We start from the raw sequence: 17,379 nt of genomic DNA, 5'->3' as shown, positions 1-17,379 counted from the left end.
GAAACTGGAGTAGGTAAAGGTTTTTTAACAAAATTTAAATTATAATGAGGTGATGATTTGTGTGGATAATGGCGTGGAGTTAATTGACTTAATGGCGGTCTACTCTTGCCGGGAATAGCGATGCGCACATTCCTGTGCGCATTACCGGACCCATTGTTCACCGATACCAGCGCGGCGTATAAACCCATTCGCGCGGCGCGCCATGCGCCGATCGCCGCACAAATTCGCGCGTAGTCGAAGACCCGATGATCACCATCGTACGCATATCGACGTCCGCAGACTTCAACTCGCCGAGCGTCATCGTCACAAGCGATGCACCAGGCCGGCCGATATCGCGTCCCAGCACGACCACCGTTTCCGGCGCACGGAATTCGCGCACGATATCGAGCGCCTTGTCGAGTTGCCAGGGGCGCGCGCGCGATACCGGGTTATAAAACGCCATCACCAGATCGGCTTGCGCCGCATGCGCGATGCGCGTTTCGATGATCGACCACGGCTTCAGGTTATCCGACAGCGACAGCATGCAAAAGTCGTGGCCGAGCGGTGCGCCGGCCTGCGCGGCGGTCGCCATCGCGGCAGACACGCCGGGCACGATCTCCAGTTCGACGTCGGCCCACTCGGGCGCGTCAGACGCATCGAGCGCTTCGAGCACTGCCGACGCCATCGCGAACACACCGGGGTCGCCCGACGACACCATCACGACGCGCCGTCCGCCGCTCGCAAGCTCGAACGCACGACGCGCGCGTTGCATCTCTTCGCGGTTATCGGTCGGGTGCACCTGTTGGTCGGCGCGAAACGGCCCGGCCATCTCGACGTAGGTTGCATAACCGAGAATGTCCGTTGCCTGATCGAGTGCGGCGCGGGCTGCCGGCACCATCAGGTCCGCGCTGCCGGGACCGAGGCCGATCACGGTCAGCCGGCCGCGCGCACGGCCGATCGTATTGACATCGACCGGCCCAGCCGCGACGGCCAATGCGACGCCCGACGCGCTGTCGGCAATCTCGCTGTCCGGATCTAACGCGGCGGTCAGCAACGCGCGCGACGACAGCGATGCGGGCGCCGCGTGCGAATCCTTGACGTCCATGACTGCAGCGGCGTTCGTGCCGTTCGCGCTGTTTGTGCCGTCGGTAACGTCCGCGACGTCGGCAAAACGCAGCGGCGCATTCAGCGCGCGGGCCGCCTGCTCGAACGCTTCGTCGCCCATGCGTGCGGCCGGTGCGACGATCGCGGCCAGCGCGAGCGGCGACAGTGCCTGCGCCGCGAGTGCATCGCGTATGCGCTGTGCCGCGTCTTCACCGTCCGTCAGCGCGACGACGACGCTGCGCGGATGAATGACGAGTTCATCGATATTGCCGTCCCATGCGTGCGGCGTGATGCGGATCGCGCGTTGCGCATCGGCCGAGCGCGGCAGTTGCGCATCGTCGAGCCAATGCGCGTCGCCTTCGATGCGCGTGCTTTCACCCGCGAGCAGATCGGACACGAAACGCTTGCCCTGCGCGAGACTGGCGAGCGCATAGCCTTCAGGCGGATTCAGCACGCAGGTGCCGAAGCGCAGTTCGCCGCTTGTCGTGATGGCGGGCGGCACGTCGAGCGCCGCCGCGATCTCGCGGGCCATTACGTTGACGCCGGCGAGGCCGCCGAGCAATGGCGCTACCGCGCTGCCGTCCTCCGCGACCGCGAGCACCGGCGGCTCCGCGCCCTTGTTCGCGAGCAACGACGCGACGCAACGGATCACGATGCCGGCCGCGCACAACGCGACGATCGGCGTGCCGCTCGCATACAGTTCGCGCAGATGCGCGCCGAGTTCGTCGAACAGCACATCGGCCGCTGTTGCGCCGCTGCCGGCTTGAACGCGACCGCGCAAACCGTGCACGCGCGCGTCCGGATAGCAGGCCGCGATGCGTCGCGCGGTCGCGGTCGCCCCGCTGCCGAGCACGATAATCGCGGGAGGCTTCAGCCTTGCCATTTCTCCCCCGGAATCACGAGCAGCGAAAAATACGGCGACGCCATCGGGTCCACCTCGGCAAGCGGCACGATCCGCTGATTCGCCATCGTCGCGCGCTCCACATAAAGCGCGCGTGGCGCGAGTCCGAGTTCGTCGAGCACGCGCCGCACCTTGTCGAAGTTGCGGCCGAGTTTCATGATGACCGCCGCGTCGGCGTGCGCGAGCCGCCGCTTCAGTTCCGCTTCGGGCAATACACCCGAAAGCACCGACAGCGTCTGATTCCGGTAGACGAGCGGCGCGCCGAGCACCGCCGCGCCGCCGAGCATCGAGCACACGCCCGGCACGACTTCGGCTTCGAAACGCGTCGCGAGCCGGTCATGCAGGTACATATACGACCCGTAGAAAAAAGGATCGCCTTCGCAGATCACCGCGACGTCGCGGCCCGCATCGAGGTGACCGGCAATCACAACCGCCGCGGAGTCGTAGAAGTCGGCGATGATCGCCTCGTACGATAGCGGCGGCTCGAGGGCTTCGGTCGTCACCGGATAGACGAGCGGCAGGTGAAGTTGTGCATCGGACAGATGCGCCTCGATGATGCCGAACGCGTTGCCTTTCTTGCCCTTGGCAACGAAGTACGCGACCACCGGCGCCGACTTCAGGAGACGCAGCGCCTTGACGGTGATCAGCTCCGGGTCGCCCGGTCCGACGCCGAGACCGAGCAGGCGGCCGCGCACGGTTGCAGGATGATCGGCCATCGATCTATTCCTCCTCCGACGCGAGCGCGTTGACGGCGGCGGCCGCCATCGCACTGCCGCCGCGCCTGCCATCGACCACCACGTATGGCACGCCGCGGCTGTCGGCGGCCAGCGCCGCCTTCGATTCGGCCGCGCCGACAAAGCCGACGGGCAAGCCGAGAATCAGCGCGGGACGCGGTGCGCCCGCGTCGAGCATCTCGAGCAGATAAAACAGCGCGGTCGGCGCATTGCCGATCGCGACGACGCTGCCCGCGAGATGCGGCCGCCACAATTCGAGCGCAGCCGCCGAACGCGTGTTGTTCAATTCGCGCGCGAGCGTTGGCACGGCAGGATCGCCGAGCGTGCAGATCACGTCGTTCGCGGCGGGCAGCCGCGCGCGCGTGACGCCTTCGGCCACCATGCGCGCATCGCACAGTATCGGCGCGCCGTTTTTCAATGCGTCGCGACCGGCGCGGCCTGCGCCAGGCGAAAAGCGCAGGCTGCCGGCAATGTCGACCATACCGGACGCGTGAATCACGCGCACCGCGAGTTTTTCGAGGTCGGCGGGGATGCGCGACAGGTCGGCCTCCGCACGAATCGTCGCGAACGACTGACGGTATATCTCGCTGCCGTCGCGGATGTAGTCAAGCATCAGGGGAGCTCCGGGGCAGCCGGTCGAGCAGATCGGCTGCGTATTCTATGGTCAGGTGATGCGCAACGAGGGTGCCGAATCCGCTGTCGAAACCTGATGCGGCAGCGCCCGTCGCACGATCGCACCGGTACAGGTCGTATAGGCCGGGAGCGACCGCGAGCAGCGTGAACGGCACCGGATGCGCGGCGGCGCACGAGCGCGTGCAGCCGCTCAGATGCACTTCGACGTCGGTATCCGTGGGCAAGCGTGCGGCGAGCAGGGCGGCATCGGCTTTCGTATCGGCGTGGCCTTTCGCACAGCCGGACGAGCCGGTGCATGCAATCAGCCGCGCGAACGGCTGCGCGCGATCGCACGCGAGGCCGAGCGATGCGAGGCGAGCCAGCGCGGCCGGCGCGGCGTGTGTGCGCACGTCCGGCAGCAGCAGGCTTTGCCACGGCGTCATACGCAGCGTGCCGTTGCCGGCTTCCTGCGACAGCGCGGCGAGTGCGCGCAATGTCTGTGCATCGAGTCGCCCGAGCGGCGGCGCGCCGCCGACATACGCCATGCCGGGCTCGCGCTGCGGATGCGCGCCGAAGCGCAAAGACGGCTGCGCGCGCGAGCGGCGCCATGCGCTGATACGCTCGGTTCGCAGCAACGGAAAATTCGCGCGCGCCTCGACGTGCGCGAGCACCGCGTCAGCCGGTCGATGGGCGAGCAGATCGCGCATGCGCATGTCGTCCGGCGCGGCCAGATCGAGAAACGCGTGCAGCAGCGCATCGACGAGCGCGACGACATGCTCGGGCCGCACCGCCGCGAGCGCAGCCGGATCATGCGGTGCGTTCGGCGGGCAGCCGGCGAGACCGAATGCGAAGCACGCGTTGCCGTCTTCGTCCGGCAATGCGGCGAGCCAGACATCGTGCGGATGTCCGGGCATCGCGAGACGTTCGCCGCCGTCGAGCAGCAACGCGAACTTCGGCGACAGCGCCGCGAAGCGCGCTTCGGTCTGCAACAGATTCAGAATCTGCGCGGCAAGGGCGGTCGTATCGAACAGCGCGTCGCGGTCGTGGCCGGCGCTCGGGCTGATCATCAGGTTGCGCACGTCGTCGGCTGCCGGGTGGGGGATAGGCACACTTTGCGTGGCGTCAGCCGATGTGCGCGCATCAGGACCCAAACCCGCGGCAAGCAGGCATTCGATCAACGCCTGTTCATTGCCTGCGCGAACGCCGCGTATCTGCAGGTTCGCCCGGTTGGTGATGTCGACCACGCCCGCCGCATGCATTTGCGCCGCGTCCGCGATGGCATGCGCCTCGTCCGCATTCAGCACGCCGCCCGGCAGCCTGATCCGGCAAATCCCGCCGTCGCGCGCGGCCACGATTCGCAGCAAGCCCGGGCAGGCGGAACCGCGGGGCCGGCTGACGGAGGGTGCGGCAACGGAAGGCGACTGGTTCAAGGCGAATACCGGGTTAGCGTCGCGCGCTTTCCCGGGCGTCGCTCGCCGCCTGAGCGGGAGCGAGCCCGGCATCGGTACACCCCGCCCGATGCTGGCCGCGCGAACAAATGTGTGTGGCCGGCAGGTCTCCTGGCTTGCAGGTCGCTGTCCGCATCGGCCTTCCCGGTCAAGCCAGTGGCGGGTGAGATGCGGACTCGCTGCATACAGTTGCGGGGGCAGCCACGGTGTGAAACGTGTTCCCTCTTCGGCCCCGAAGGGCACCGGCGACGCTGCGTATTATGCCCTGTTTCGCCATGCGCACTCGCGCACGGACGGTTTGCATGCCACATGCGCGTGGCCGCGCGCATCGCATGCCGCGCGAGGTATCCGGGTATCGCCCGCGAGGTCGGCACGTGGCGAAAATGGCCCCATGTTCATCGCTCAAGGAGGCCGTCTCACCTGATTCTGCACCTGATTATCCGAATCGCTCTGCAGCGCCAGAAGTTCACTGTCAACCGAATGATTTGAACGTGAAGGAATCGAACATGCAAACGATCAATGTGTCCGGCAATCAGCAGGTTCAGTTTTACAACTACGAACACGGTGAAGACAATCAACCGGGCAACCCTCAAGCGCCGATCCATTCCCGCAGCCCTGCGGGTGACCCGAATGTGCAGTCGGAGGACGGTCGAAACGACAGCCGCATTTTCAAGGACCGGTGGCTGACGCCGCTGCAGTCCCGCTTCGAGGCCTTGAGCAATCAGGTGGCCGGCGTGGCCGGCAACATCAACTCGCTGAGCGGCCAGATCGGCGGCCTGTCGAAGTCGGTGGACAACGTTCAGAACGGCGTGACGAATGTGCAGGACAAATTCGGCGACCTGGACAGAAGCATTGGGCAGGTCAACAAGAACATCGAGTCACTGAACGTTCAGACCTCGCAAAATCAGACAAGCCTCGGGAATATCGAAACGACGCTGGGCAAGCTCGGACCGAAGATCGAGAGCACCGCCAGCGAAGTCACCGGTCTGAAGGATTTCGAGCAATGGGTTAAGCAGAACGGCGGCAACAGCGGACATTAACTCCGCATGCGGCCGGTCCGCCGAACGCGAGCGGACCGGCCGCGGCACGTCCCCCTGCGCGGCTCGCATGGCGAGCACCCGCAGCGGCGCAGTTCGCAGGTCGATTTCTTCTTCAATTCAAGCAGGTGCGATTCAATCGAATGGGTCGCCAGCCTGAAGGAGCCCAGCATGCAAAGTTCACCGCAAATTCTCATCAACGTTCCCGGCTATCGCTGGAACGACCACACGCCCGCCACGGACGACGGCAGCCCGGAGGGCCAGCCGGCGACCGAAGCGCGCGGTCAAACGCCGACGCAGCAATTTCAGGGGCGAATAACCCAGCTTTCCAATCAGATCAACAATGTGTCCAATCAGGTCACCGGCATCGCAACGCAGGTGAACGGTGTGTCGCAGTTGATGGGACAGTTTTCGCACGAGGTCGGCGGCGTCAACAGCCATCTGACGTCTCTCAAGGATGAGCAGCTTGCGACGTCGAAGAAGGTCGAATCGGTCGGCGGCCAGGTCCAGAACGTCGCAAAGGACTTCCAGGCAGTCAGGACGCAAGTCGAAGCCAATGGCATGAAGACGGACAATCTCGACAAGCGGATTCAGAGCGTCAACAGCAGTCTCGGCGGCTTCAAGGACGAGCAGCTTGCGACGTCGAAGAAGATTGAAGCGGTCGGCGGGCAGGTCCAGAAGGTTGCCAATGAATTCGACGCGCTCAGGACGCGAGTCGAAACCAACGGTGCGAAGACGGACGACCTCGGCAAGCAGATTCAGGCCGTCAACAGCGGCGTCAATACGGCGAGGCTGGAGATGAACGTCCTCAGGACCCAGTCCACGGAGCAGGGTCGCCTGATCAGCGCGCTTGGGAATCTGTATAACGATCTGGCGGCAAAGCTGGACACGGTCCACGACCAGACCAGCGTACTGGCGGACTGGGCGCGTCGACATGGCTAGTCGCGGCAGGTGACGCACCGCGTGACGGCGACGCCGGCAACCCGACCTGACTGTGCGGCTTGCCGGCGTTGCCACGACATCATCCGGCGCCGGATCCGGCTTTCCTGCCGCACACTCGCGTTGCCCTCGCAGACCGGGTGATGGCGGGCGCCGCGGCGCGTCAGACCGTCGTATCGGCAGGCGCCGCGAACCAATGCGAGTGACGAGCGCGGTATCATGCGGGTTCTACAGGCGAACCCCGGGCGAAGCCCGCTTCGTTTCGATGTCGACGAACGCATTGCAGCACTCCGATCAGCAATTGAACCCGCGCGACCCAACCATCCGCCTGCCGGCGTCGCTCACCGTCGTCGGCATCGGCGACGACGGTTTTGCCGGACTCGGGCGCGCCGCGCGCCGCGCGCTTTTCGACGCATCCGTGATCTACGGCGCCGAGCGTCACCTCGCGATGCTGCCCGCGCGCATGCGCGCGCGCCGCGAGCGCTGGCCGAGCCCATTCGACATCACGCCGCTGCTCGCCGGGCAGGATGCGGCCGTTTGTGTGCTCGCAAGCGGCGACCCGATGCTGTTCGGTATCGGCGCTACGCTCGCGCGTCATGCCGGCGCGGACCGGATGCGTGTGCTGCCGGCGCCGTCCTCGCTCTCGCTTGCCGCCGCGCGGCTCGGCTGGCCGTTGCAGGATGTCGCAACCGTCTCGGTGGTGGGCCGGCCGCTTGCTGCCGTCAACGCGCATTTGCACGATGGCGCGCGTGTCTTCGTGCTGAGCAGCGATGGCACGACTCCCGCGAAAATCGCCGCATGCGTTGCGGCGCGAGGTTTCGGCGCGACGCAGATGACCGTCTTCGAACACGTCGGCGGGCCGCTCGAGCGGCGTATCGACGGCATCGCACACGCGTGGCAGGTCGACCGCTGTGCGGCGCTGAATCTGATCGCGCTCGAATGCCGCGCAAGCGGACATCAGCCGCGCGTCGCGTTGACGCCCGGCTTGCCCGACGATGCGTTTAGCCACGACGGCCAGTTGACCAAACGCGATGTGCGCGCGCTGACGCTCGCACGGCTCGCGCCCGCGCCTCGCGAACTGCTCTGGGATGTCGGCGCGGGCTGCGGCTCGATCGGCATCGAATGGATGCGCGCGCATCCATCTTGCCGCGCGATCGCCATCGAAGCGCATCCGGAGCGGCAGCGCTTTATCGAACACAATCGCGACGCGCTCGGCGTGCCGGCGCTGCAGCTCGTCGCCGGTGCGGCGCCCGCTGCGCTCGCCGGTCTTGCGTCACCGGACGCCGTGTTCATCGGCGGTGGCGTCACCGTGCCGGGCGTCTTCGACGCATGCTGGAGCGCGTTGCGCAGCGGCGGACGATTCGTCGCCAATGCGGTCACGCTCGAAGGCGAGGCCGCGCTGGCCGCATGCCGCAAGCGGCACGGCGGCACGCTGACGCGCATCGCACTGGCCGACGCGCAGCCGCTGGGCGGCTTCGAAACGTGGCGCCCCGCGTTGCCCATCACCCTGTACGAAACCGTCAAACCGTGAGCACGATGTCGCGCATCCTGTTGCTGGGCGGCACCGGCGACGCGTTGCAGATCGCGCGCAAACTCACTGCGCTGGATGTGTATAGCGTCGCAGGGCTGGGGCGAACCCCCGTGGGTCTTGCTTGCGCGGTGCGGGTCGGCGGCTTCGGCGGCGAGGAGGGGCTCGCGCAATACCTGCACACCGAGGGCGTCGCGCTGCTGATCGACGCGACGCATCCATACGCCGCGCGCATCAGCGCAAACGCGGCGGCAGCGAGCCGTGCAGCCGGTGTGCCGTGTTGGGCGCTGCGGCGTCCCGGCTGGGACGCGCAACCGGACGACGACTGGCGATGGGTCGACGATTGGGCCGGCGTGCGCGCCGCGATTGCGCCATTTGCGCGGCCGTTCTTCACGCTGGGCCGCGAAGCGCTCGAGCACCTCGACGAGATCCCTGCGCATCAGCATTGGACCGTGCGTTGTCTCGACGCGCATCCCGGCAATGCCCGCGCGACGGTGATCGATGCGCGCGGCCCGTTCAGCGTCGACAGCGAGCGCGCGCTGTTTGCCGAAAACGCATTCGATGTGGTTATCAGCAAGCATAGCGGCGGCAGCGCGACGCAGGCGAAGCTCGAGGTCGCGCGCGAGCGTGGCGTGCCGGTCATCATGGTCCGGCGTCCGGTTCTGCCGGCGGTCGAGCGCATGTTTGCGGGCGCGGACGAATTACTGGCAGCGCTGCAAAGCGACGCGCCGCGCGCGTGACGCCGGGCGCCGTTAGCGTGGCTTTCGCCGCGCGAGCCTTCGTGGCCGCGCGTCGGCAGGTTTAAGGAGCGTCGTTCAATGACAGTATTTTTTATCGGCGCGGGACCGGGCGATCCGGAGCTGATCACCGTGAAAGGACAACGTCTCGTGCGTACGTGTCCGGTGCTTCTCTATGCGGGCTCGCTCGTGCCGGACGCGGTGCTGGCCGGCAACATCGCCGAGGTAGTCGTGAATACCGCGGAACTCGACCTCGATGCGATCGTTGCATTGCTGGCCGACGCGCACGCGAAGGGCCAGCATGTCGCGCGTGTGCACTCGGGCGACCCGTCGCTGTACGGTGCGATCGGCGAACAGATCCGGCGCTTGCGTGCACTTGGCATTCCGTACGAAATCGTGCCTGGCGTGACCGCGACGGCGGCCAGCGCGGCGACGCTCGGGTGCGAACTCACGCTGCCCGGCGTGTCGCAGACGCTGATCCTGACACGCTATGCGCGCAAAACGTCGATGCCTGACGGCGAGCAATTGCATGATCTCGCCCGCCACCGCGCGACGATGGCCATTCATCTCGGCGTACGGCATATCGCGCGCATCGCTGAGGAACTGATTCCTCATTACGGCGCGGATTGTCCGGTGGCGGTGGTGTATCGGGCGAGCTGGCCCGACGAAGAGAAGATAACCGGCACGCTCGCCGACATCGCCGCCAGGGTGCAAGGCACCGATATCGAGCGGACCGCGCTGATTCTCGTTGGACGTGTGCTGAATGCCGAGCAGTTCGCGGAGTCGACGCTTTACGCGAAAGGGCCGGCGTCCGGGGACGACTGATCGGCAACCAGGAGATCGGACGCCATGGTGGTCACGCCTGTTCAGGTTTGAACCACCTCGCGCATGCGGGGAAATGTTTCCTGAACAGGTTCACGGCGATCCTCCCGCACACGGGAGGAAGGATAGCGTTGACGCCGTAGGCGTCCTTCCGGCGCATCGGTGCAGTGTCCGCAGCTGCGGCACGTACGGGCACTGGCGCACGACGGCAACGCAAGCGCCGCCGCAATCACTTGATTTTTTCGCTGCGACGCGCTGTTTTATTTATAGATCTTTATAGACCGTCGTATGTTCGCCGCCGTTTTTATCATGGATGGTCGTTGACGATGTTGTGCCGTCGCAGTTGTACGCATGCTCAAAACAGACACGGCCGTTGACCGACTTGTTCTCGCTGAGAAATCTCTTGCCATTCTCGTCGTAGTACAAATACTGGCCGGCTTGTCCGCCTTGTCCACTCGGCAGGAATTCGAATTGTTTCTGGCCGTTGGAGTAAAAAGTCGTGGTCGGGGCGGATGCTGGTGCTGATATATTCATTTGAGACCTTTATATCGGTTGTATATGGATGGATTTAAATAAGCCATAGATAAGAGACACAAAAACTTCTCAATAACAAATCGTGTTTATTCGGTGAGCCCTCCCGTATTCGCATTGACGTTAAGGGCATTCTCGAATGCCGTGAGCGTCAACGGGTGGTGTGTGCATATGCGCGCCGCATCAAGCCGGGCGGCGAATGCAGCGAGGCGCGTAGTGAATCTTTCGCCCGCTTTTACGCGAGCGAAAGACCGACGAAAGAGAGAGGGGCAACCGGATACGCGCTTTGCGTCAATGCGTGCGCGCGCTCGACTGTTCCGGATGCAGATGCGGTTGCGTGACCGCGCTGACAATCGCCAGCACGATCACATTCATCGCGAGCGCGACAAAGCCGATATTCGCTTCCTTCAGCGAGTCCGGCAGGAACGGCAGCAGTTGCCCCACGCTGAGATGCATCAGCGTTGTCACGGTCACGACCAGCACGCCGACCGCAATGCCGCAAAACGCGCCTTGCTTCGTCACGCGCTTGTGCGACGCGAGGCTGCAGACGAGCGCCGGGAACAGTTGCGTGACGAAGTTGTAACCCATCAGCAGCAGCGCGACGATCGTCTCGCCGCCATGCAGCGTAAACAGCACCGCGACCAGCGCGACCACCGGCACCAGCCGCCGCGCGAGCTTCGCGACGCTCGCATCCGATGCGTCGCGCGCGAGCGCACCGCGGTAGATGTCGTTGGCGAGCAGCGTCGACGCGGTGGTCAGAATCATCGAGCCCGGCACCAGCGCGGTCAGCACGCCGGCCGCGCCGACCACGCCGACCAGCCAGGGGTCGAAGGTCTGCAGCGTCAGGCGGAACAGCGACAGGTCGATGTCGCTGCCTTTGAGCCCCGGCACTTTGAGCGTCGCCGCGAAGCCGACGAAAAACACGAATAGCAGGATCAGCTGATAGATCGGCAACACCATCGCATTGCGCCGGAAAATCTGTTCGTTCTTTGCGGTGAACACCGAGCCGAACGTATGCGGCCACATGAAAAAGCCGAGCGCGGTGAGCAGCACGGTCGACTGGAACCAGGTGACGCTCGAGCCTTTATCCGGGAAAGTCAGAAAACCGGGACGCGCGGTGTCGATCGCATGGAACATCTCGCCGAGGCCGCCGTAATAATGGATGGGCAGATAAATGCCGAGAAACAGCACGACCGCGAGAATCAGCAAATCTTTCATCACCGAGTTCCACGCGGAGCCGCGCACGCCCGACGCGCTCACGTAGATCGTCACGACCGCGGCGCCGATCCAGCTCGCGGCCGATGACGAAATCGCGCCATACGACGTGGTCGCGACGATAATGCCGAGGCCTTTCAACTGCAGCACGAGGTATGGAATCAGCGCGGCGACGTCGACTACCGCGACCAGCACGCCAAGCCCGCGGCTGTCGTATTTGCGCGCGAAGAAATGCGGCTGCGACACGAGCCGGTGCGTTTTCGCGAAGCGCCAGACCGGTGGCAGCAGCCAGTACGACAGCACATAGGCGAGCGTCGCATACGCAAGGATGTAGTAGACGGGCGCGCCCTTGCCGTACGCGAAGCCGCTGCCGCCGAGGAAGGTGAACGTCGTGTAGATTTCGCCCGCCATCAGCAGGAACACGAACGTGGTGCCGAAGCTGCGCCCGCCGACGGTCCACTGTTCGAGATTCATATCGTGGCCGTGGCGCGCGCGGACGCCGAGATAGAGCGCAAATAGCGTTACCGCGGCAATGATCACGAGGGCGGTGCTCATTGGCGCTCCTCCGCCACGACCTGGCTGCGTGCGTGCGGCTCGCGATTCACGGGGTCGAGCCGGTAGATGATCGCCATGATCACCGCCGCGAGCACCACCCACATCACGATCCATGCGAGCACGAGCGGCATGCCGAGCACGAGCGGTTCAACGCGATTGACGAACGGAACGCCGAGCAGAATGCCGATGAATGGCAGCACGGCAAGCAGACGAAAGGACATAGGCATCTCCTCGAACGATAGTGCGCGATACTGCGTTTCGGGATCGATACGTCTTCGGAAGGCGGCCCTGCGCGTCCGACTGTATGCCGCCTCGCCCGCATAAGCCAAGCGATCAAAAATGCGTAGGACTTTTGAAAGATATGCGCACCGGATGAGCTCGCGCGGAGCGGCTGCCCGCACCGCGACGGCACGCGGCAGCAAGCCTGATGTCAGGACGCGAAATGCAGCCGGACGGCCGCGATGCCGCACTGCAAAGCCGGCGCGGTCCGGCTGCAGGTACACTGTGCGACAGCGTGACAGCGCGGCCGCACCGATGGCACGGGGCGCGGGCCGCATGCGGACTGACCACGGATCCGAAAAGAATGACAAACAGCCTCGTCTCCGACATCCTGTTCGGCTTTACCGGATTGATCAGCATCATCAATCCGTTTGCCATCGCGTTCGTGTTTCTCGACCGCACCGAGTCGTTGACGGTCGAAGAGCGCGCGGCGCTCGCCAGGCGTGTGTCGATCAACGCGTTTTTCGTGCTGATCGTCGTGTTCTTCGTCGGCACGCCTGTGCTGCACTTTTTCGGCATCTCGATCGAAGCGCTGCGCATCGGCGGCGGGCTGGCCGTCGCCGTCAGCGCGTGGAACATGCTGAATGCGCCGGAGACGCGCACCGAAGCGGCGACCGGCAAGCCGGTCGACCCGGACAACGCGATGTCCAAAGCCTTCTTTCCGTTGACGATGCCGCTCACCACCGGCCCCGGCACGATCGCCACGGCGATTGCGCTGAACGCGAACCGCACGCACAAACTGTCGGAATTCGTGCTGTCGTCGATCGCATCGATTGCGATCTCGCTGCTGGTCATGCTGGTCATCTATTTCACGTACAGCCGCGCCGCCTATATCGCGCACATTCTCGGCAAGGAGGGCACCAAGGTCGCGTTGCGCGTATCGGCCTTTCTGCTGCTTTGCATCGGCGTGCAGATCATATTGACCGGGTTGTCGGAATTTCTCACGCCGCTCGCCGCAAGCCGTCCCGCTTCATGAACTTTTTATTGCCGTTATTCGATACGCATGAGGGTTAGCGTAAACCCGGCTGTTTGAATCGCGTTCATTTGCCGATGTCGCGTTGAAAAGGGCACCGATGAACCATCACGATACTGCAGACAGGATGACTGAAAGCCCATCTTGCAACGCGTCCGAACGCGAAACCAGCCCCGCGCATGACAGCGGCGGCTATCGTCCGGCCGTGGCCGCCCAGGTGCTCGAGTCCGAGCGCGCCGTGCTGCGCCTGCTCACACGCAGCGCGCCGCTGCCGGAATTGCTCGCCGAAGTGTGCCGGCGCGCGGAGTCGCTGCTCGGCGACGGCGCGGCCTGCTCGGTGCTGGTGCTCGACACCGACGGACGGCATGCGCGGGTCGGCGCCGCGCCGTCGCTGCCCGCCGCCTTCCATGCGGGGCTCCGCGACTTCGAAATCGGCCCGCGCGCCGGTTCATGCGGCACTGCGATGTACGAGCGCCGTATGGTCGTTGCGGAAGATATCGAAAGCGATCCGCTCTGGGCGGACCATCGGCATCTTGCGGTGCCGTTCGGTCTGCGCGCGTGCTGGTCGATTCCGTTCGAGGACGAGACGGGCGGCGTATTGGGCGCGTTCGCGGTGTATCACCACGCGCCGCGCCGGCCGACCGACGTCGAAGAAACCGTTCTGCGCGACATCGGCCGCACGGTCGGGCTCGCGATTCACCAGGACCGCATCCGCCTGCGTCTTGCGCAAAGCGAGGAGCACCATCGGCTGGTGGTCGCGCATCTGAACGAAGGGATCGTCGTGCAGTCGCGCAGCGGCGAAGTGCTCGCGTGCAATCCGAGCGCAATGCATATGCTGCGCACGACGCCGGCGATCATCGGCACGAATATCTCGAACGTGATGCTGCATGCGCGGCGCGAAGACGGCTCGGTCATCGAGACGCCGGACCGGCCGACGCTGCAGGTGCTGTCCACCGGCAAACCGGTGCTTGGCGTGACGATGTCGGTCGAGCTGGCCATCGGCGAGACGATCTGGATCACCGCGAACTTCGTGCCGATCATCAAACCCGGCGAGCTCGAGCCGGGCGCGGTGCTGATCTCGTTCAACGACATCGGCCCGGTGCGTGCCGCGCAACGCCAGCTCGAATATCTCGCGACGCGCGATCCGCTGACGGGGCTCTTCAACCGCGCGTATCTGTCGGACCGCATGCGCGAGCTGCTCGAACCGGCCGACGGCCGCGCCGGCACGGTGCCGCGCGTCGCGGTGCTGTTCGTCGATCTCGACGGCTTCAAGAAGGTCAACGACACGGCCGGCCACGAAGCCGGCGACGCGTTGCTGTGCAGCGTCGCGCGGCGCCTCGCCGCCTGTGTGCATAAGGGCGATACACTCGCGCGGGTGGGCGGCGACGAGTTCGTGATTGTCGTGAGCGGCTATGAAAGCGTCGCGCACCTCACCGCGCTCGCGCGCGAGGTGCTGGAGACGATTGCGATGCCGTTCGCCGTGGCGGACAACGAATACTATCTGGGCGCGTCGATCGGCATCAGTGTGTGTCCGGAAGACGGCCGCGACGCGGCAACGCTGATGCGCAACGCGGATTCAGCGATGTATCAGGCGAAGCAGCGCGGCCGCAACAGCTTCGAATTCTTCACGAAGGAATTGAGCCGGCAGCTGCAGCGCCGCTTCTCGATCGAGCAGTCGCTGCGGCGCGCGCTCGCGGCCGACGAACTGCGCCTCGTGTACCAGCCGATCGTCGACGGCATCAGCGGCCGCACGGTCGGCGCCGAAGCGTTGATGCGCTGGCATAACGATGCGCTCGGCGACGTGTCGCCGATCGAGTTCATTCCGGTCGCGGAAGACACCGGACTGATCGTGTCGCTCGGCCGGTGGCTGCTCGAGCGTGCCTGTGCGCAAGCCGCCGAATGGCGCAAGACGATCGCACCGGATCTGATGATTGCGGTGAACCTGTCGCCGCGGCAGTTCAACGAAGGGCTCGTGCAGGAGGTCGCGCAGTGTCTGGCGGCGGCGCGGCTCGATCCCGCCGCGCTCGAACTCGAGATTACCGAAGGTCTGCTGATGAGCGAGCGCGCGCCGGTGATGCCAATGCTGACGTCGCTGTCGCGCATGGGCGTGCGCATCTCGGTCGACGACTTCGGCACCGGGTATTCGTCGCTGTCGTATCTGAAGCGTTTTCCGCTGCATAACCTGAAGGTGGACCGCTCGTTCGTGGCCGGCTTGCCGGATCATCGCGACGCGGTTGCGATTACGCACGCGGTGGTCGCGATGGCGCATTCGCTGGGGATGAACGTGACCGCGGAAGGTGTCGAGACGTCCGCGCAGTCGGCGTTTCTGCGCTCGATTGGCTGCGACCGGCAACAGGGGTATCTGTTCGGCCGGCCGGTGGCGCCGGGCGAGTATACGCGGCGGCTGACTGAAGTCGCGGGGCAGGGCGGCAACGCTACGCCGATGTAGCTGCCGTCATCAGGCTAGCTGCGCGTTCTGCAATGACCAATGTGGGTGCGAGGGTGTTTCCGGTCGTTATTCTCGGCATCACCGAGCTGTCAGCCACTCTCAGATTAGAAACACCGTGGACACAAAGGGTTGGGTCTACGACCGAACGTGCGTCAACCCCCATTGAACATGTTCCAACCGGGTTCCAGTAAGTACCCATGTTGTTCCTGACGAACTCGCGTAGCTTCACCTTACTCGAAGGCGGTGTCCGTACCGAGCCCGAACGTTGCTTGAGTAGCGCCGGTGCTGCAGCGAGATCGACGCACATCTCGACGGCAGTACATAACGCGGCTAAATCGGCTGGTTCAGCAAAGTATCCGGGGTCGATAAGAAGCGGCGCATCCCAATCAGTCGATGTAAGCGCGAGTCGACCTCGACTTTGCGGACGTACAAGCGCCGTGTGTAGCGAGAAGCCTCTCTCCACTGGCACGTCTGACTGTCCGGTTGACCAGGCTGAGATGATCACTTCGTGATCGGGCGCAGGTATCCCATCGCTTGTGCGTGCGTAAAGACGGGCGCCCACACTTTTGGTAGCGGCGGCTGCCTCCGCGGCAAAAGCACTCACGAGGCAATGGTCATGGAGATTCTCGCCGACACCGGGTAGATTCGCGACTACGTTCAATCCGAGCCGCTCCAGTTCCGCTGCATCGCCGACCCCAGAGCGCATCAACAAGCGGGGAGAACCCATCACCCCGGCACTCAACACAACGTCATGGCGTGACCGGATCTCCAGCAATTTCCCGTCAGCCTCACCCCGAACACCCGCGCAGCGCGTCCCGTCAAATATCAATGAATCGACGTTAGCATCGGTTAAAACAGAGAGATTCGGACGACTGATCGAAGGAAGGAGGAAAGCCCGCGTGACGCTAAAGCGTTGCCCATTCACGACGGTGAAATCGTAGGTTCCACAGCCTTCGCTGATCGGCCCGCTTACGTCGTCAAGCACCGCGTGACCCATCTCCTTGCACGCTTGAAAGAAAGCCGTTGTGAGCGGCACGCGGTCCGAGGTGGAGGTCAAACGCATGCGCCCCGAGTTGCCACGTCGTCCATCGCAGGAACCATGCAGACGCGTTTCAAGGCGTTGGAAAATCGGCTTGAGACTTCCGAAATCCCACCCGATATTGCCCGCATCCGCCCACGCATCAAAGTCAGCTGGATGTCCCCACACCCAAACCGCGGCGTCGATACTGCTTGATCCGCCGAGTACTTTCCCGCGGTTCCAGTCGAATCTTCGTCCGTTAGCGTTTGGCTGCTCGACGGTACGATACTGCCAGTCCGCCGCGGTTCCGAAATTGGTAAACCAGAGAGCCGGATCGACCATTGAAGGTCGATCTACGGAGGCATCGCCAGCCTCGATAAGCAGGACGCGGCACTCGCTATCCTCGGACAGTCTTGCGGCAATGAGAGCGCCAGCTGATCCACCACCAATGACGATATGGTCGTACGAGTCAGTCAATACATCGGCTGTGACAAGTGGCAAAGCAGATACTCCCGCGT

Annotated in this window: 15 protein-coding genes and 1 riboswitch; of the genes, 7 read left to right on the top strand and 8 right to left on the bottom strand. The window is 64.5% G+C overall.

Annotation, left to right across the window (positions count from 1 at the left end; translation table 11 throughout):
• Nucleotides 1–157 precede the first annotated feature (157 nt).
• The 4 genes from cobJ to cobG are packed head-to-tail and all read right to left on the bottom strand — an operon-like array spanning nt 158 to nt 4,760.
• Complete coding sequence (gene cobJ, locus HV675_RS06845) at nt 158–1,966, bottom strand: precorrin-3B C(17)-methyltransferase (protein ID WP_175110117.1); 1,809 nt, start codon at nt 1,964–1,966, stop codon at nt 158–160.
• Nucleotides 1,954–2,700: a precorrin-2 C(20)-methyltransferase gene (locus tag HV675_RS06840; protein ID WP_175110116.1), complete on the bottom strand. Its 747-nt coding sequence runs from the start codon at nt 2,698–2,700 to the stop codon at nt 1,954–1,956. Before HV675_RS06840 ends, cobJ begins: the two co-directional genes overlap by 13 nt.
• A 4-nt stretch (nt 2,701–2,704) precedes the next feature.
• Nucleotides 2,705–3,331 (bottom strand): precorrin-8X methylmutase, encoded by a 627-nt coding sequence (locus tag HV675_RS06835; RefSeq protein WP_175110115.1) that lies wholly within the window; start codon nt 3,329–3,331, stop codon nt 2,705–2,707.
• Complete coding sequence (gene cobG / locus HV675_RS06830; protein ID WP_175110114.1) at nt 3,324–4,760, bottom strand: precorrin-3B synthase; 1,437 nt, start codon at nt 4,758–4,760, stop codon at nt 3,324–3,326. The genes HV675_RS06835 and cobG overlap by 8 nt, the downstream gene beginning before the upstream one ends.
• A 102-nt stretch (nt 4,761–4,862) precedes the next feature.
• A riboswitch (cobalamin riboswitch) is annotated at nt 4,863–5,040 on the bottom strand.
• Between the two features lie 244 nt (nt 5,041–5,284).
• Between cobG and HV675_RS06825 the strand changes: the two genes are divergently transcribed.
• The 5 genes from HV675_RS06825 to cobM all read left to right on the top strand — a co-directional run bounded on the left by HV675_RS06825 (nt 5,285) and on the right by cobM (nt 9,844).
• A complete protein-coding gene (locus tag HV675_RS06825) occupies nt 5,285–5,818 on the top strand; it encodes a hypothetical protein (protein WP_175110113.1) in 534 nt (177 codons plus the stop codon).
• A gap of 168 nt (nt 5,819–5,986) precedes the next feature.
• Nucleotides 5,987–6,757: a hypothetical protein gene (locus HV675_RS06820; RefSeq protein WP_175110112.1), complete on the top strand. Its 771-nt coding sequence runs from the start codon at nt 5,987–5,989 to the stop codon at nt 6,755–6,757.
• Nucleotides 6,758–7,082: 325 nt separating this feature from the next.
• Complete coding sequence (gene cbiE / locus HV675_RS06815) at nt 7,083–8,285, top strand: precorrin-6y C5,15-methyltransferase (decarboxylating) subunit CbiE (protein ID WP_175110144.1); 1,203 nt, start codon at nt 7,083–7,085, stop codon at nt 8,283–8,285.
• A 5-nt stretch (nt 8,286–8,290) separates the two neighbouring features.
• Nucleotides 8,291–9,022: a cobalt-precorrin-6A reductase gene (locus HV675_RS06810; protein ID WP_175110143.1), complete on the top strand. Its 732-nt coding sequence runs from the start codon at nt 8,291–8,293 to the stop codon at nt 9,020–9,022.
• A gap of 78 nt (nt 9,023–9,100) precedes the next feature.
• Nucleotides 9,101–9,844, top strand: a complete 744-nt coding sequence (gene cobM / locus HV675_RS06805) for a precorrin-4 C(11)-methyltransferase (RefSeq protein ID WP_175110111.1) — start codon at nt 9,101–9,103, stop codon at nt 9,842–9,844.
• Between the two features lie 261 nt (nt 9,845–10,105).
• Here cobM and HV675_RS06800 read toward each other — a convergent pair whose 3' ends face one another.
• From HV675_RS06800 to HV675_RS06790, 3 genes are all read right to left on the bottom strand, one after another.
• The gene (locus tag HV675_RS06800; RefSeq protein WP_175110110.1) at nt 10,106–10,375 is read right to left on the bottom strand and encodes a hypothetical protein; all 270 of its coding nucleotides are present in this window, start codon (nt 10,373–10,375) and stop codon (nt 10,106–10,108) included.
• A 288-nt stretch (nt 10,376–10,663) separates the two neighbouring features.
• A complete protein-coding gene (locus HV675_RS06795) occupies nt 10,664–12,142 on the bottom strand; it encodes a sodium:solute symporter family protein (RefSeq protein WP_175110109.1) in 1,479 nt (492 codons plus the stop codon).
• On the bottom strand, nt 12,139–12,363 hold the full coding sequence (locus HV675_RS06790; protein ID WP_175110108.1) for a DUF3311 domain-containing protein: 225 nt from the start codon (nt 12,361–12,363) through the stop codon (nt 12,139–12,141). Before HV675_RS06790 ends, HV675_RS06795 begins: the two co-directional genes overlap by 4 nt.
• A 362-nt stretch (nt 12,364–12,725) precedes the next feature.
• On the opposite strand from HV675_RS06790, the gene HV675_RS06785 reads away from it, so the two are divergent.
• Both HV675_RS06785 and HV675_RS06780 read left to right on the top strand, forming a co-directional pair.
• A complete protein-coding gene (locus tag HV675_RS06785; protein WP_175110107.1) occupies nt 12,726–13,397 on the top strand; it encodes a MarC family protein in 672 nt (223 codons plus the stop codon).
• 124 nt (nt 13,398–13,521) lie between these two features.
• Nucleotides 13,522–15,843, top strand: coding sequence for a putative bifunctional diguanylate cyclase/phosphodiesterase (locus HV675_RS06780; protein WP_246270124.1), 2,322 nt, complete (start codon nt 13,522–13,524; stop codon nt 15,841–15,843).
• Here HV675_RS06780 and HV675_RS06775 read toward each other — a convergent pair.
• Entirely contained in the window at nt 15,830–17,338 is a 1,509-nt protein-coding gene (locus HV675_RS06775) for a GMC family oxidoreductase (RefSeq protein WP_246270129.1), read from the bottom strand. The two genes, HV675_RS06780 and HV675_RS06775, sit on opposite strands and share 14 nt — an antisense overlap.
• Nucleotides 17,339–17,379: the final 41 nt, after the last annotated feature.

The sequence above is a fragment of the Paraburkholderia solisilvae genome (assembly GCF_902859875.1).
Classification (GTDB): Bacteria; Pseudomonadota; Gammaproteobacteria; order Burkholderiales; family Burkholderiaceae; genus Paraburkholderia; species Paraburkholderia solisilvae.
This window is presented reverse-complemented; position numbering and strand designations above follow the sequence as displayed.